Consider the following 15340-nt stretch of genomic DNA (forward strand, 5'->3'; position numbering starts at 1 on the left):
GTCACCGCACCTCGCGACGCGGCGAGTCGAGCCGGTTATGTCCACGCATATTCCACCGGGCGTAGAGGTTCGACATCGCCAGCGCAGCGGTGCTGAGGTCGGCGGCGCGAGCCCCGGCGATGAAGAGCGAAACTCCGGCGACAACCACCGTGAGCAGGGCGAGCAGGTCGTAGAGATGAGGACGGGAGGGCATGTCGGGGTGCTCCTGGATGAGGTGAGGACGGGTTCGGCGGACTCGCCGTATGACGCCGACTCTGCCCGCGACCGGCCTGCTGGGTAAACTTCTCTCTGAGACAACTCAACTTGTTGCGAGACAAACGAGGCGATGGCCGCACGTCAGGGACGGCCGCGGGGCCGGTGCCGTGGCGATTCCCAGGAGATCAACACACTGGCGCAGCTGCTGCAGGAGCAGCTCCGGCGGGCCGGAATGTCAGTCCGCGGACTCTGCGCGGCCTTCGAGGAGAGGCATTTCCCGGCCGGCGCACCCGCACACGCCACGGTCCAGCGAAGGCTCAACGGTGAGGGCCTGGGCAACCAGCGCGCACTGATCGAGGCGGTCATCGAGCTCTGCACGCCGGCGAACGATCAGGAAGCGATCCGGACCACGGCGTCGCGGCTGATGCGGAAGGCGGCCGCGGATCCGACGCCGGTCCGGCCCGAGGAGCCGTCGGACCGGCTCGCAATCGTCGCCGCCGAGCTCGGCAGGGTCCGATTGCGGCTGCTCAACGTCCAGCAGGAACTGATCGAGGAACGTAAGCTCCGGGTTGAGGCGGAGAAGAGCGCGTTCCGGGCTTTCGCCAGCTTGACTTCGGTATTGGGCCTTCTCGACACGGCGCCGCCGCCTCCGGCCGGTTCGACCGACACGAAGGTGCTTGACCGGGAGATCCCACAGGTCACCGCGCAACGCGACGAAGCCGGCCCTCCACGACCGGCCCAACCAACGAACTCTGATGGCTCGCTTTCTGATCCCGCGCTCGACGCCCTGGAAGCGAAGTTCCGGACGATGGATCCCGACGGACGCAGAATGGCCGCCTGCCTGCGCCGGGTCCTCGACCAGCAGCTCGATGGCGGTCACACGGGCCGTTTTCAATGGACGCAGCTGTCGAAGGCCGAGAAAGGAGCCACAGGAACACTCGTCGCCTTGAGCGTCGGCAAGGAGTTCGGGCTGGGATCCGGCGACGTCGCCGAATTCGAACTCGACGGCGTCGAGTTCGCCGTACGCTACTCGGTGCGGCCGAGCGGCTGGCTCATTCCCCAGGAAGCGGTCGACGGGATCTGCCTTCTCATCACCGCGGATGATCGGACATCCGTCTGGAGTGCCGGCCTCGTGCGGCCCAGGCAGAACATGTTGCTCGGAAACGTGCAGAGAGACAGGAAGGCGCCGCTCAGCAAAGGCGGCCTGGAGGAAGTCCGCTGGCTGCAGCGGGATGCCGCCCTGCCGGAGAACGTGCTCGCCCGGTTGCCGCAATCGGATGTCGTGGCGATCTTCGCCCCGGTTTCGGGGCAAGCGAGAATCGATGAACTCCTGCGGCGGGTACAGGGCAAACGGATCAGTCACACCGTGGTCGACACCGTCGCTCTCCAACGGGACAGCGTGAAGCGCCTCCGCGACGCCAAACGACGCTTGGTGGACGAAGGGATCGTCGTGCTCAACGGCTCTCCACGAAATCAGGCGGTCGCGGGGGCTCTCGGGCTTCCCGTCCCGGAAGTCAAAGGGCAATGGGTGAGCGCACGCGTCGTGCCTTTCGAACAGGATGACGACCGTGCGTTCTTCGAGGCGGATGGACGTCGCTGGAGGCTGGCGGATCCTCACGACCCGGTCACAGCCGGGCCGGTCTTGTAGGTCGACAACTCACGGGCGGCCACGATCCTGAGCGGAGTCTGCTGCGGCCTGATCATGCCTTCGCGGAGTGTGTTGCTTGAACTGCGACTATTCTCTGTCCGACGTCAGTCGTACTATGTTGCGCGGTTCGAATCTCGAGCGCCGTTGGCGCAAAGCACGCATGGCTGTTGGCCGACCGAATGCGCCACAGCCGGCCAGATCTGCCCGAACGCTCATTGACCCCCACCGCGCCACGGTGGTGGGAAAGCAGCGGTGAAAATCGGAGTAGCTGAGACGTTCCCCTGCCTCGCTTCACCGCGAGCCCCACGTGCCCTCGGCCTGGCGCCTGCTGCTGATCATCGAGCAGGCAGAGCAGCAAGATCGATCCTCCAGAAATCCTCCAGCAGGGGTTCCTGAATCGATCCGCCGAGGATCTTCACGTGATCACCGAAGATCCGCCGGCAAACGAGAAAACCCTCCCTGACCTGCGGAAGTTCCGCTGAATCGGGAGGGTTTTCGTACTGTGGAGCTAAGGGGACTCGAACCCCTGACCCCCTCACTGCCAGTGAGGTGCGCTACCAGCTGCGCCATAGCCCCGGAGCGGATTTGTTCTCCGCATCTCGTGTGTCCATACATTACACCGCCCTCCAGTGCCGTTCTCGCGGGGGTCACTCTATGCACCCCTGACGGCCGCAAATCGCGCTGACCAGCATCTTTGCACCTTATTTTTAGACGTGTATTGACTCCGCGTGTGACCGCGGTTACGTTTTCGAGCATCGTGACGCCGAGGTCCCCGCCCGCTACGCCGCGTCTCCACTGGGCTCCGCCTCAGCTCGCCCTGCCCGAATGACGCGGAGGAGATCCTGATGAGGGCCAGAGCAGCCCTGATAGCCCTGTTTTCCCTGGTCGGAGCCCTGTTGGTGGTGGCTCCGGCGGCGCAGGCGGCCATCGTCCCCGATACCTGGTACACGGTGTCGACCAGCAGCGGGAAGTGTGTGGACGCGCGTGCCGCCGGGACGGCGAACGGCACGGTCGTCCAGCAGTACGCCTGCAACCAGACCTTTTCCCAGCAGTGGCAGTTCCAGCCCACGTCGGGCGGCTACTACCGGGTCAACACGCGCAACAACCCCACTCAGGTGTGGGACGTCGCCGACGTGTCGACGGCCGACGGTGGGCTGATCCACCTGTGGGCCTACGGCGGCGGGACCAACCAGCAGTGGCAGCCGGTCGAGGAATCGGGTGGGGCGTATCACTTCGTGAGCCGCAACAGTGGCAAGTGCCTGGACATCCCCGGTCTGTCGACCCAGGACAGCACCCAGCTCCAGCAGTACGCCTGCAACGGCACCGGCGCCCAGTCCTTCCGGCTCACCCCGGTGTCCGGCGCCGCGAACCCCGATCTCGGGCCGAACGTGCTCGTCTTCGACCCTGGAATGGCGCAGGCCGCGATCCAGTCCCAGGTGAACAGCGTGTTCTCGCAGCAGGAGACCAGCCAGTTCGGCTCGAACCGGAAGGCGTTGCTGTTCAAGCCCGGTTCGTACAACGTCGACGTGAACGTCGGGTTCTACACACAGGTGCTCGGGCTCGGCCTTTCGCCCGACAACGTGACGATCAACGGCGCGGTGCACGCGGAGGCCGATTGGTTCCAGGGCAACGCGACGCAGAACTTCTGGCGGGGCGCGGAAAATCTGTCCGTCAACCCGGCCGGTGGCACCGATCGGTGGGCCGTTTCGCAGGCCGCGCCGTATCGCCGCATGCATGTCCGCGGCAACCTGCAGCTCGACGACGGCGGCTGGTCCAGCGGCGGCTGGATGTCCGACGTGAAGGTCGACGGCCAGGTCCGGTCCGGTTCGCAGCAGCAGTGGATCTCGCGTAACTCGCAGTTCGGGAGCTGGAGCGGCTCCAACTGGAACATGGTGTTCGCGGGCGTCGGCGGCGCGCCGGCGACCAGTTTCCCGAATCCGCCGTACACCACGGTGAACACGACGCCGGTCGTGCGGGAGAAGCCGTTCCTCTACGTCGACGCCGCGGGCGCGTACCAGGTCTTCGTGCCTGCCAAGCGCACCAACGCCTCCGGCGTCACGTGGGGCGCAAGCCAGCCGGGGTCCTCGCTGCCGATCAGCCGGTTCTTCGTCGCGAAGCCCGGCACGACGGCGTCGCAGATCAACGCGGCCCTCGCCGAAGGCAAGGACCTCCTGATCACGCCGGGCGTCTACCACCTCAACGAGACGTTGCGCGTCACCCGGCCCGACACGGTCGTGCTCGGCCTCGGCCTGGCGACGCTGATCCCGGACAACGGCATCACCGCGATGACGGTGGCCGACGTCGACGGCGTCAAGATCGCCGGTGTGCTGATCGACGCGGGCACCACGAATTCGACCACGCTCATGGAGGTCGGCCCGGCGAACTCGGCGCAGGACCACGCGGCCAACCCGACTTCGCTGCACGACGTGTTCTTCCGCGTGGGCGGGGCGGGCGTCGGCAAGGCCACGAACAGCCTGGTGGTCAACAGCGACGACGTCATCGGCGACCACCTCTGGATCTGGCGCGCCGACCACGGCAGTGGGGTCGGGTGGAACACCAACACCGCCGACACCGGCCTGATCGTCAACGGTGACGACATCACGATGTACGGCCTGTTCGTCGAGCATTACCAGAAATACCAGACGATCTGGAACGGCGAGCGTGGCCGGACGTACTTCTATCAGAACGAAATGCCTTACGACCCACCGAATCAGGCCGCCTGGATGAACGGTTCGACGCGGGGTTACGCGGCCTACAAGGTGGCGAACTCGGTGACGAACCACGAGGCCTACGGGCTCGGAAGTTACTGCTACTTCAACGTGAATCCGAGCGTGGTGGCCGATCGTGCGATCGAAGTCCCGAGCAATCCGAACGTCCGGTTCCGCAGCATGGTCGCCGTCTCCCTCGGCGGGAACGGGACCATCGCCCGGGTGATCAACGACCGCGGCGGACCGGCGAACTCGGGATCGACCGTGGCCAACCTGGTCGCCTATCCCTGATGACCCCGGTGCGCGCCGCGATGGCGGTCGCGGCGCGCACCGGCCCCACCCGCGGAGCGGCAGGTGTCGCGAAAGCCACTTTCAGGACGTCCGATGTCCCGAAAGTGGCTTTCGCGACACCTGCCGGAAGGGCGCGCACCGGCCTCACCCCAACGGGTGGCGTGCCGCGCGCTCCCGCGCGGGCGCTCCGATACTCGGCACATGCCTCTCGTCGGTCTCACCGTCGTCGAACCCCGCCTGGCCTGGCCGCTCGCCGCCGTACGCGGGGTTTTCGCCATCCTGTTCGGCATTCTCGCGCTGATCTGGCCGGGAACGACCGTCCTCGCGCTCGCGATCCTCTACGGTATCTACGCCATTTTCGACGGCATCGGCGGCATCATGCAGGCCTTCCGGCCGGGCGACGCCGCCCATCGCGCCGCGTACGGAGTGCTTGGCGCGTTCGGGATCATCGCCGGTGTCCTGGTCCTGATCTGGCCGGGGATCACGGTGCTCGTGCTGGCGCTGCTGGTCGGCTTCTGGGCGATCTTCACCGGCATCGTCGAGATCGTCGCGGCGATCCGGCTGCGCAAGCAGATCGAGGGCGAGGCGTTCCTCATCGCGGCGGGCGCGCTTTCCCTGATCGCGGGCATCGTGATCGTGTTCAACCCGATCGCCGGCGCGTACGGGATCGCCCTCCTGGTCGGGATCTACGCCTTGCTGTACGGCGTGATGCTGCTCGTGCTGGCCTTCCGGCTGCGGAAGCTCACCCAAGCCTGAAAGCTTGCCGGAGATGGACCCGTGCTCCGGCACGGCGCAGGTTCGACAGGCTCGGCGAACCCTCCACCGCGGTCGCGACGGCGAAGCGGCGGCCTTCTCGGGTGGCCGCGCCCAGGCCGTGCAGGAGCAGCCGCGCCTGCGCACCTTTGCCGCGATGCTCCCGTGGCGTGGCGGACCCGCCGAGAACGACGCCGGGTCCGTGCGCGCTCAGGGCGGCGGCGGAGATCGGCGCCCCGTTCTCGATCAGCAGCGACCGCCTGATTCGCGGGTCGGCGTGTTCGGCGGCCATGAACGCCGTCACGACGTCGTCGCTTTCGTATCCATCGAGCAGGACGCGGAGGAAGACATCGAGGTCGGGTGAGTCGTCGATGTCCGCGTCCGACGCCGCGAAGGCGAGCGGGAGAGTCGCGATCGGACGCACACCGGCGGGCACGAGACCGATGCCGTGGGGGATCAAGCCCGGCGGCATCACCAGCGTCGGCGGGTCGCCGTCCCAGCACGACGCTTTCGCCAGCCGGATGGCGCCGGGCAGGTCGGCGCCGGTGATCGTGCGCAGGAACCGCAGCTCCGGCGCAGTGGCCAGGACGACGAGCAGACCGTCCTCGCGCCAGGCTTCGAAACGGCCGGGCAGCCCCGCCGCCGTGGCCGCCTCGCACGCCAGAGCGGCACGGGCGTGGATCACTTCTTCGGCTTCGGTCAGCACGCTCCCAACGTAATAGGCTGATCCGGTGAGCCAGCCGATCCTGTTGACCGTCGACGACGATCCCGCCGTATCCCGTTCGGTCGCCCGCGACCTGCGCAGACGGTACGGAAAGGACTACCGGATCATCCGGGCCGATTCCGGTGCCGACGCCCTCGACGCGTTGCGCGAGATCAAGCTGCGCGGCGACGCCGTGGCCGCGATCCTCGCCGACTACCGGATGCCGCAGATGGACGGCATCGTCTTCCTCGAGAAGGCGATGGACCTGTTCCCGAACGCGCGTCGCGCGCTCCTGACCGCCTACGCCGACACCGACGCCGCGATCCAGGCGATCAACGTCGTCGACGTCGACCACTACCTCCTCAAGCCGTGGGACCCGCCGGAGGAGAAGCTCTATCCGGTCGTCGACGCGCTGGTGGAGACGTGGCGCGCGGTGGGGGAGCGGCCGGTCGACGAGCTCAAGCTCATCGGCCACCGGTACTCCTCGCCGTCGTTCCACCTGCGCGACTTCCTGGCGCGCAACGCCGTGCCGTACCGCTGGTACTCCGTCGACGACGACGAGGGCCGCCGGATCCTGGAGGCCGCCGACGCGGCGCCGCAGGACATCCCGGTGCTGGTCACCCCGGACGGCACGGTGCTGCGCCAGCCGTCCGGGCCGGAGCTCGCCGACGCCGTCGGCCTGTCCACGCGTCCGGCGCAGGACTTCTACGACCTGATCGTGATCGGCGGCGGGCCCGCCGGGCTCGGGGCGGCCGTGTACGGCGCTTCGGAGGGCCTGCGCACCGTCATCGTCGAGCGCAAGGCGACCGGCGGGCAGGCGGGCACAAGCTCCCGCATCGAGAACTACCTTGGCTTCCCGGACGGCGTTTCCGGCGCGCAGCTCACCGACCGCGCGCGACGGCAGGCGCTCAAGTTCGGCGCCGAGGTGCTCACCGCCCGCGACGTCGTCGGCCTGGAGGCTCGCGGTTCCGCGCGGGTGGTCCTGTTCGGCGACGGGACCGAGATCTCCGCGCATTCCGTGGTGCTGGCCAGCGGCGTCACCTACCGGGCGCTGGAGGCCCCCGGCGTCGCCGAGCTCGCCGGCCGAGGCGTGTACTACGGTTCGGCCGCGACCGAGGCGCCCGAGTGCAAGGGCGAGCACGTCTACATCGTCGGGGGCGCGAACTCGGCCGGGCAGGCGGCCGTGTTCTTCTCCAAGCACGCCGCCGACGTCACCATCCTCGTCCGCGGTCAGTCGCTCGAAGCGTCGATGTCGCACTACCTGATCGAGCAGATCGCCGGGATACCGAACATCCACGTCCGCACCCGGACCACCGTGGTCGAGGCGCACGGCGACGATCACCTCGAACGGCTGACCCTGTGCGAGAACGGCGGCGCGACCGAGACCGTGCCCACCGGGCACCTGTTCATCTTCATCGGCGCCGCCCCGCGCACCGACTGGCTCGGCACGGAGATCCAGCGGGACGACCACGGTTTCGTGCGCACCGGGCCGGATCTGCTCACCGACGGCGGCCCGCCGCCGGGCTGGCCGCTGGATCGCGACCCGCACTACCTGGAGTCGTCCATCCCGGGCGTGTTCGTCGCGGGTGACGTCCGGGCGGCGTCGGTGAAGCGTGTCGCGTCGGCCGTCGGCGAAGGCGCCATGGCGGTCACCCTGGTTCACCGCTATTTGGAGGAGCAATGAGCGTTCTGCCCAGGGAAGAACTGCGCGGGCTCTTCCTCTTCGAGCACCTCAGCGAGGAACAGCTCGACTGGATCGACGAGCACGCCGTGCTGGAGCACTACACCGGCGGCACCACCGTCATGCGCGAGGGTGAACCGGCCACCTGCTTCTACCTCCTGCTGTCGGGCGCGCTGCGGATGACGCGGCTCGTCGGCGGCACCGAGGTCGAGACGATCCGGTCCGATCAGCGCGGCGCCTACTGCGGTGCGACGCAGTTCTTCGTGCACCAGGAGACCGAACACACCTACGGCGCGTCGGTGCACGCGGTCAGCGACCTCACCTTCCTGACCCTGCCCGCGGCCGAGTTCGCCACCGAGTTCCGCCGCTGGTTCCCGATGGCGACGCATCTGCTGGAGGGCATGTACCTCGGCTGGCGCAACAGCGACACCGTGATCGGTTCGCGGCGCCGGCTGCTGGCGCTCGGCGAGCTGTCCGCCGGGCTGACCCATGAGCTCAACAATCCGGCGGCCGCCGCCGTCCGCGCGACGGCGTCGTTGCGGGAGCGGGTCGCCGGGATGCGGCACAAGCTCGCGATGCTGGCGAAGAAGAACGTCGACCCGGCACTGCTGGAGCAGTTGCTCGACATCCAGGAGCAGCTGGTCAAACAGGTCGCCTCGGCCCCGAAGCTGACCGCGATGCAGCAGGCCGACCGCGAGGACGAGATCGGTGACTGGTTCGACGGCCACGGGATCGACCAGGGCTGGGACCTCGCCGACATCTACGTCCGCGCGGGCCTGACGGTGCCGGATCTGGACCGGCTGCTCGACTCGGTCGGCGAGACCTTCCTCGACGGCGCCGTCCGCTGGCTGGCGTACGCGCTCGAGACCGAGATGCTGATGGGCGAGATCGAGGATTCGACCACCCGGATCTCGGTGCTGGTCGGCAAGGCCAAGCAGTACTCCCAGATGGACCGCGCGCCGCACCAGTGGATCGACGTCCACGAAGGACTCGACTCCACCCTCGTCATGCTCGCCGGGAAGATCGGGCCGGGAATCCGGATCGTGAAGGAGTACGACCACGCCGTGCCGAGGATCCCGGCGTACGCGGGTGAGCTGAACCAGGTGTGGACGAACATCATCGACAACGCCCTCGGCGCCATGGGGGCCGAGGGCACACTGACCCTGCGAACGTCCAGAGTGGACGATCACGTGCACGTCGAGATCGGCGACACCGGGCCCGGTATTCCGGCGGAGGTGCGGCAGCGGATCTTCGAGCCGTTCTTCACCACGAAACCGGTGGGGCAGGGGACCGGGCTCGGCCTGGACATCTCCTGGCGCATCGTCGTCGAACGGCATCAGGGCGATCTGCGGGTCGATTCGGCGCCCGGTGACACCCGCTTCACCGTGCACCTTCCGGTCTCGGAGCAGTCCGTGATCTGATTTTCCTTCTGCCCCAACGTTTCGCCAGAAACCAACGACTTCTTCCGTTCATCGATCGTTCACTTCGAAATGGCTCGCCCGCGCGTCAAAAGAGTCGAACGGGCTGAAAGATCGAGCCCGTGAACGAGGGGGTGGGCCGGTGAAACGCCGTCTGTCGATCGGCCTGGCAGTGGTGCTGCTGCTGGCCGTGGTCGCCGTGATCGTCTGGGGCCGCGGCGATGACGAGAACACCGCGCAGGGTGCGGATCTCACCACGGTGCGTGGCGTCATCGGATCGGAGAAGCTGGCGTTCTTCTCCGACAAGCGGGTGGCGGACGCGTTCGCCAAGCACGGGCTGAAGATCGAGGCCGACACCGCCGGTTCGCGGCAGATCGCGAGTATGGACCTCGGGAAGTACGAGTTCGCGTTCCCGTCCTCGTCGCCCGCCGCGCAGCGGATCCAGCGCGATCACCAGGTGACCGGCGTGCACACGCCGTTCCAGTCGCCGATGGCGGTCGCGACCTTCGAACCGATCGTGAACCTCCTGAGCGCCAACGGGATCGTGCGCAAGGGCGCCGGTGACTACCAGGTGCTCGACATCGCGAAGTACCTCGAACTCGCGCAGAAGGGAACGCGCTGGGACCAGCTTCCCGGCAACACCGCGTTCCCGGCCCGCAAGAACGTGCTGGTCACGACCACGGACCCGCGTGAATCGAACTCGGCGGCGATGTACCTGTCGATCGTCTCCTTCGTCGCCAACGGCAACAACGTCGTCAGCACGCCGGAGGCCGAGGCGAAGGTGCTGCCCCCGGTGTCGAAGCTGTTCATCGACCAGGGCTACACGCAGAACAGCACCGAAGGCCCCTTCGAGGACTACCTCGCCGCGGGTATGGGCAAGACGCCGATGGCGTTGATCTACGAGTCGCAGTTCGTCGACAGGCTGGTGCGCGCCGACGGTTCGATCCGGCCGGACATGCGCCTGCTCTACACGGCGCCGACGGTGTACTCGAAGCACACGCTGGTCCCGCTGAAACCGAACGGCGACCAGGTGGGCAGGCTGCTGGCGACCGACCCGGAACTGGGGAAACTCGCCGCCACCTTCGGCTTCCGCACCGGGGACCCGCGGCTGTTCGCCGACGTCGTCGCCGCGGCCAAGGCGCCGGTGCCCGCGGATCTGGTGGACGCCGTCGAGCCGCCGTCGTACGAAACGCTGGAGCGGCTGCTCGACGCAGTGAAGAAGCAGTACTGATGGACGATTTCACGCTCACTCCACCCGAGCCGGTGGAGGCGATCCCGGCCGAGCGGGCCGCCGGCCTGGTCACCCTCGCGCCGGAGGTCCACGCCGAGGTCGCGAAACGCGCGGAGGATTTCGCCCGGCGCCTCGAAGCGTTCGACGTCCGGTCCCCGGAGTTCACCCGCGTCCTGGACGAACTGCTCGCGGTCGGCGAGTCCGACATGCGGGCGGCGGCGACCGTCGCGGGCGCGCTCCTGGATCGGTCGGCGCGGGCCTTGGCGGAAATCGGGTCACCGCAACAGCAGGCGACGGTCAGCCTGGCCGGGCTCCGCCGGACCGTCGCGGAGATCGACCCGGCGAAACTGCCGATCACCGGCCGCAAACTGATGGGGCTGATCCCGGTCGCGGGCAGCGCGAAGAAGGCGCTGGACCGCTACCGCGCGGCCAACGAGCCGGTCAACGCGCTGGTACTGGAGCTGCGGGCACGGCAGGACGTCCTGCGGCGGGACAACGCCGCGCTCAAGGGCGAACGAGAACGGTTGTGGGCGACGCTCGGCAAGCTCTCGGAAGCGGCCGCGTTCGCCGAAGCCGTCGACACGGCCGTCGAACGCCAGGCCGGGATCTTCGACTTCACCGACCCCGCGCGGGCCAAGTCGCTGCGGGCCGACGCGCTGCATCCGATCCGGCAACGGCACCAGGACTTGCTGACCCAGCTCGCGGTGAGCGCCCAGGGCTACCTGGCACTGGATCTGGTGCGGCGCAACAACGACGAGCTGATCCGCGGGATCGAACGGGCGGTGTCGACCACGGTCGCGGCGTTGCGGGTCGCGCTGCTGGTGAGCGGGGCGCTCGCCGGGCAGCGCGACGTCCTCGACGAGATCCAGGCCGTGCATGCGACCACCGACGGGCTGATCAGGTCCAACGCGGAAATGCTGGAACTGCGCAGCGCCGAGATCCAGCGCGCGGGCAGCGATCCGGCGGTGGCGGTGGCGACGATCCGCGAGTCGTTCGAGCGGATCTACCGGAGCATCGACGCGATCGACGAGTTCAAGGCGGGGGCCGTCTCGACGATGGCGGCGACCGTGGAGGCGCTGTCCGGGGAGATCCGGCGGGCCGAAGACCATCTGCGCCGGTCTCACGAGACGGCGGCGGCCGAGGGGGCATCGTGAAACGCTGGGCTGGGCTCACGGTGGCGGCGATCTGCGCGCTGTCACTGGTTTCCTGCGATTCGAGCGAAGGCGGGACGGGGCTGGGGGAGGCCGAAGCCGGCACCTTGCGGGTGCTCGCGGGCAGCGAACTGGCCGACCTGCGGCCGCTGCTGGAGCAGGAGGCGGCGGCGACGGGCGTCAAGGTCAAGTTCCAGTTCACCGGCACGCTGGAAGGCACCGAGTCGCTGGCGAACGGCAAGGCGGACGGCCAGTACGACGCCGTCTGGTTCTCGTCGAACCGCTATCCGGCGGCCGTTCCCGAGGCCGCGAAACGGCTCGGCGAGCAGGTGAAGATCATGAGCTCGCCGGTGGTGCTCGGGCTGTCCGCGTCGTCGGCGCAGCGGCTCGGCTGGACCGGCAGGCCGGTGGGCTGGGGCGAGATCGCCGAGCAGGCCGGGAAGAAGGCGTTCACCTACGGAATGACCGATCCGTCGGCGTCGAACTCCGGATTCTCGGCACTGGTCGGGGTGGCGTCGGCGCTCGCGGGGGCGGGCAACGCGGTCGACGCGCAGCAGATCGCTTCCGTCACCCCGAAACTGACCGAGTTCTTCAGCGCGCAGGCGATGTCGGCGGGGTCGTCGGGCTGGCTTTCCGAGGCCTACCAACGACGCGCGACCGGCGAGGATCCCGGCAAGAAGGTCGACGGCCTGATCAACTACGAATCCGTCCTGCTGTCGATGAACGCGAGCGGGAAACTCCCCGAGCCGCTGACGCTGGTGTATCCCTCCGACGGTGTCGTGACCGCGGACTATCCGCTGACTTTGGTACAGAGCGCGAATTCCGACGCGCGGGACGCGCACCGCAAGCTCGCCGAGCGGCTGCGGACGCCGGACACCCAGCGCAAGATCATGGAGACCACGCAGCGTCGCCCCGCCGTCCCGGGTGTGCGGCTGGGACAGCAGTTCGCGCAAAAGGATCTCGTCGAACTGCCGTTCCCCGCGACGCAGCAGGCGGTCGACGCGTTGCTGGGCGCCTACTTCGACAAGATCCGGCGGCCGTCGCGGACGCTCTACGTGCTCGACACCTCCGGTTCCATGGCGGGCGACCGGATCGAGTCGCTGCGCACCGCGCTGATCGGGCTGACCGGCGCCGACGGTTCGCTGACCGGCCGGTACCGCCGGTTCCGCAGCCGGGAAGAGGTCACGATGCTGCCGTTCGACACCGTGCCCGGCAGTCCGGAGACGTTCACCGTCCCGGAAGGCGATCCACAACCCGCGTTGGACAAGATCAAGCGGTTCGCCGAGGGCCTCGACGCGAACGGCGGCACGGCGATCTACGACAGCCTCCAACGCGCGTACGACATCATGGGACCTTTGGTCGCGCGCGACCCGGATCGGTTCACCTCGATCGTGCTGATGACCGACGGGCAGAACGCGAACGGCTCGAAGTTCTCCGATTTCCAGCTGAGGTTCCCGTCGTTGCCGGAGGCGATGCGGCAGATCCCGGTGTTCACCGTGATCTTCGGCGAAGGCGACTCCGCCGAACTCGGCGAGGTCGCGAAACGCACCGGCGGCAACGTGTTCGACGCGCGAGGCGACGTGCTGCCCAAGGTGTTCCAGGAAATCCGCGGGTACCAGTGATCCGGTACCTCGGCTCCACGAAGAATCTCGCCGGCTGCGTCGGCGGGCTGATCGGGCTCGCGCTGTACCTGACCGGTGTCGTCGGCGGATTGTGGCCGCTCGTCGTCGCGGGGCTGTACGCGGTGTTCGCCCTGCTCGCGCCGCCCGAGCGGGTCCGGCTGGTCTCGGTGGACACCATCGCCGAGGCCGGGCAGCTGCGCGCCGATCTCGATTCGCTGGTGGGCAAGGTGACCGCGCGGGCGCAGCGGATGCCGGAGTCCTCTGTGGACGGTGTGCGGCGGATCGCCGAGGTGCTCGAAGATCTGCTTTCGAGGCCGGAGCGGTGGGCGGCCAACCCGGATGTCCAGCACGCCGTCACCCGGCTGGCGCGCACCGATCTGCCGCTGTCGGTGGAGACGTACTTGAATCTGCCGTGGTGGTTCGCCGCCAAACGCCGCGCCGGCGGCGAGCCGAGCGCGTCCGAGGAACTCCTCACCCAACTGGAGCTGCTGGAGACCGAAGCGCACCGAATCGCGGAGCGGTTCTACGCCGGGGACGTCCATCAGCAGGCCGACCACACGCGATATCTGCGCGAGCGCGGCGAATCGGCTTGAGGGTCCCGATCATCGGCAAGCGAGAACAGGTCTGCCGGTCGTTCTGCATGGGCTGAGCGGATTTCCCGTGGTGGACTCGTGAAGCCGATCCGGTCGTGGTCGGTTTCCGTTTTCCCCAGGGAGTTCAGACGTGCACAAGTACAGACTCGGGGCGGCCGTCCTGGCCGCTGTGATGGTGTGCCTCGCCGGTGGTACCCCGGCGAGCGCCGAGAAACGCGAGCACTGCGTCGCCGACGCGGCCGGTGGTGCGATCCGGTGCTACGACAGCTTCGGCGAGTCCATCGCCGCGGCGTCGGACGGCAAGGTGACCGGTGTGCCGGAGGCGGCGGCGATCCCCGGCACCGCCGAGAACGGCCGGATGGCCGCGCGGATCGAAGAGACCGGCAAGGTCGGCGCGGCCGCCACGGTGATCAGCGTGCTCTACGAACACGGCAACTTCGGGGGCGCGAGCCTCGCCATCCACGGGTCGCCGTGCGTCGAGGGGACCGTCCAGTACCTCGACTACCTCGGCAACGACTGGAACGACAAGATCTCCTCCTTCCAGACCTTCAACAACTGCCACATCACGATGTACGCCGACGCCTACCGGCAGGGCGACATCCAGGATTGGTACGCCAACGACAGCGCCAACTACGGGTCGAACATGAACGACCGCGGCAGCTCGGTGCTGTACAAACGAGGACCCTCCCGCGCGGAACTGCTCCGGGACTGCGGCCGCGCCACCAAGACCTGCAACGCGCACGTCGACCAGCGCGGCCAGGACTTCTACGGCGACTGGCGACGCGTGGACACGGTGTTCAACTGCAGCGCCAACAAGATCACCCAGGTGGTCGGCAAGCGGGACACGCGCAGCGGGAAGAACACGGTGTCGAACGAGCTCAGCGTGAGCGCGGGCTTCGAGTTCCTCGTCCAGTGGACCGTCGCCTACAAGCGCACGTGGGGCCAGGAATGGGGCTGGGAGACCAGCGAGAACGTCGAGACCCGGATCGAGGTCAACCCGGGTTACTGGGCGGGCCTGGACCGCTCGCCGGTGATGAAGGTGTCCAGCGGCTCCTACGACATGTGGTACGACAAGCGCAAGTGGGGACACCACCAGTGGTACGTCTGGAACTTCAGCGGTGAAGGCCCGGCGCCCGGTGTCGTCGGCCAGACCAGGACCGTCGGCAAGAAGATGACCTCGGCCGAGACGAAGAAGGCGTGCGGGAACTCGACCGGGCTCGTGCGGACGCAGGCAGAAACTTCAGCGACTGCCGCGACTGCCACGACTTCAGCGACTTCAGCGGCGACGCCGGCCGCGCCCGCGTTGCCCGTCGCGCAAGGGCGGCTGCACAGCTGATCCACCGACC

12 protein-coding genes and 1 tRNA gene are annotated in these 15340 nt (G+C 68.1%); 10 read left to right on the top strand and 3 right to left on the bottom strand.

Features of this window, described 5'->3' with window-relative positions; translation table 11 throughout:
• Position 1: 1 nt before the first annotated feature.
• Positions 2-193: a hypothetical protein gene (locus ACOCEP_RS18975; RefSeq protein WP_436459078.1), complete on the bottom strand. Its 192-nt coding sequence runs from the start codon at positions 191-193 to the stop codon at positions 2-4.
• Positions 194-325: 132 nt separating this feature from the next.
• Here ACOCEP_RS18975 and ACOCEP_RS18980 point away from each other — a divergent pair, with 132 nt between their 5' ends.
• Positions 326-1843 carry a NaeI family type II restriction endonuclease gene (locus ACOCEP_RS18980; protein ID WP_482338890.1) on the top strand — a complete coding sequence of 506 codons (1518 nt, stop codon included), beginning with the start codon at positions 326-328 and terminating at the stop codon, positions 1841-1843.
• Positions 1844-2346: 503 nt separating this feature from the next.
• On the opposite strand, the gene ACOCEP_RS18985 is transcribed toward ACOCEP_RS18980, so the two are convergent.
• Positions 2347-2419 (bottom strand) — tRNA-Ala (locus ACOCEP_RS18985).
• A gap of 269 nt (positions 2420-2688) precedes the next feature.
• Here ACOCEP_RS18985 and ACOCEP_RS18990 point away from each other — a divergent pair.
• The gene (locus ACOCEP_RS18990; protein ID WP_482338892.1) at positions 2689-4842 is read left to right on the top strand and encodes an RICIN domain-containing protein; all 2154 of its coding nucleotides are present in this window, start codon (positions 2689-2691) and stop codon (positions 4840-4842) included.
• Between the two features lie 201 nt (positions 4843-5043).
• Positions 5044-5598: an HdeD family acid-resistance protein gene (locus tag ACOCEP_RS18995; RefSeq protein ID WP_038518076.1), complete on the top strand. Its 555-nt coding sequence runs from the start codon at positions 5044-5046 to the stop codon at positions 5596-5598.
• Here the strand turns inward: ACOCEP_RS18995 and ACOCEP_RS19000 are convergent.
• Positions 5585-6301 (bottom strand): hypothetical protein, encoded by a 717-nt coding sequence (locus ACOCEP_RS19000; protein WP_482338894.1) that lies wholly within the window; start codon positions 6299-6301, stop codon positions 5585-5587. The two genes, ACOCEP_RS18995 and ACOCEP_RS19000, sit on opposite strands and share 14 nt — an antisense overlap.
• A gap of 25 nt (positions 6302-6326) precedes the next feature.
• Here ACOCEP_RS19000 and ACOCEP_RS19005 point away from each other — a divergent pair, with 25 nt between their 5' ends.
• From ACOCEP_RS19005 to ACOCEP_RS19035, 7 genes are all read left to right on the top strand, one after another.
• Positions 6327-7982: an NAD(P)/FAD-dependent oxidoreductase gene (locus tag ACOCEP_RS19005; RefSeq protein ID WP_482338896.1), complete on the top strand. Its 1656-nt coding sequence runs from the start codon at positions 6327-6329 to the stop codon at positions 7980-7982.
• Positions 7979-9400, top strand: coding sequence for an ATP-binding protein (locus tag ACOCEP_RS19010; protein ID WP_482338898.1), 1422 nt, complete (start codon positions 7979-7981; stop codon positions 9398-9400). The genes ACOCEP_RS19005 and ACOCEP_RS19010 overlap by 4 nt, the downstream gene beginning before the upstream one ends.
• 139 nt (positions 9401-9539) lie before the next feature.
• Positions 9540-10628, top strand: a complete 1089-nt coding sequence (locus tag ACOCEP_RS19015) for a hypothetical protein (RefSeq protein WP_482338899.1) — start codon at positions 9540-9542, stop codon at positions 10626-10628.
• Positions 10628-11782, top strand: coding sequence for a toxic anion resistance protein (locus ACOCEP_RS19020; RefSeq protein WP_482338901.1), 1155 nt, complete (start codon positions 10628-10630; stop codon positions 11780-11782). The genes ACOCEP_RS19015 and ACOCEP_RS19020 overlap by 1 nt, the downstream gene beginning before the upstream one ends.
• A complete protein-coding gene (locus ACOCEP_RS19025) occupies positions 11779-13401 on the top strand; it encodes a substrate-binding domain-containing protein (RefSeq protein ID WP_482338903.1) in 1623 nt (540 codons plus the stop codon). The genes ACOCEP_RS19020 and ACOCEP_RS19025 overlap by 4 nt, the downstream gene beginning before the upstream one ends.
• Positions 13398-13994, top strand: a complete 597-nt coding sequence (locus ACOCEP_RS19030; protein WP_482338905.1) for a hypothetical protein — start codon at positions 13398-13400, stop codon at positions 13992-13994. The genes ACOCEP_RS19025 and ACOCEP_RS19030 overlap by 4 nt, the downstream gene beginning before the upstream one ends.
• A 130-nt stretch (positions 13995-14124) precedes the next feature.
• On the top strand, positions 14125-15330 hold the full coding sequence (locus tag ACOCEP_RS19035; protein ID WP_482338906.1) for a peptidase inhibitor family I36 protein: 1206 nt from the start codon (positions 14125-14127) through the stop codon (positions 15328-15330).
• Positions 15331-15340: the final 10 nt, after the last annotated feature.

This window comes from Amycolatopsis sp. CA-211722 (assembly GCF_056828465.1).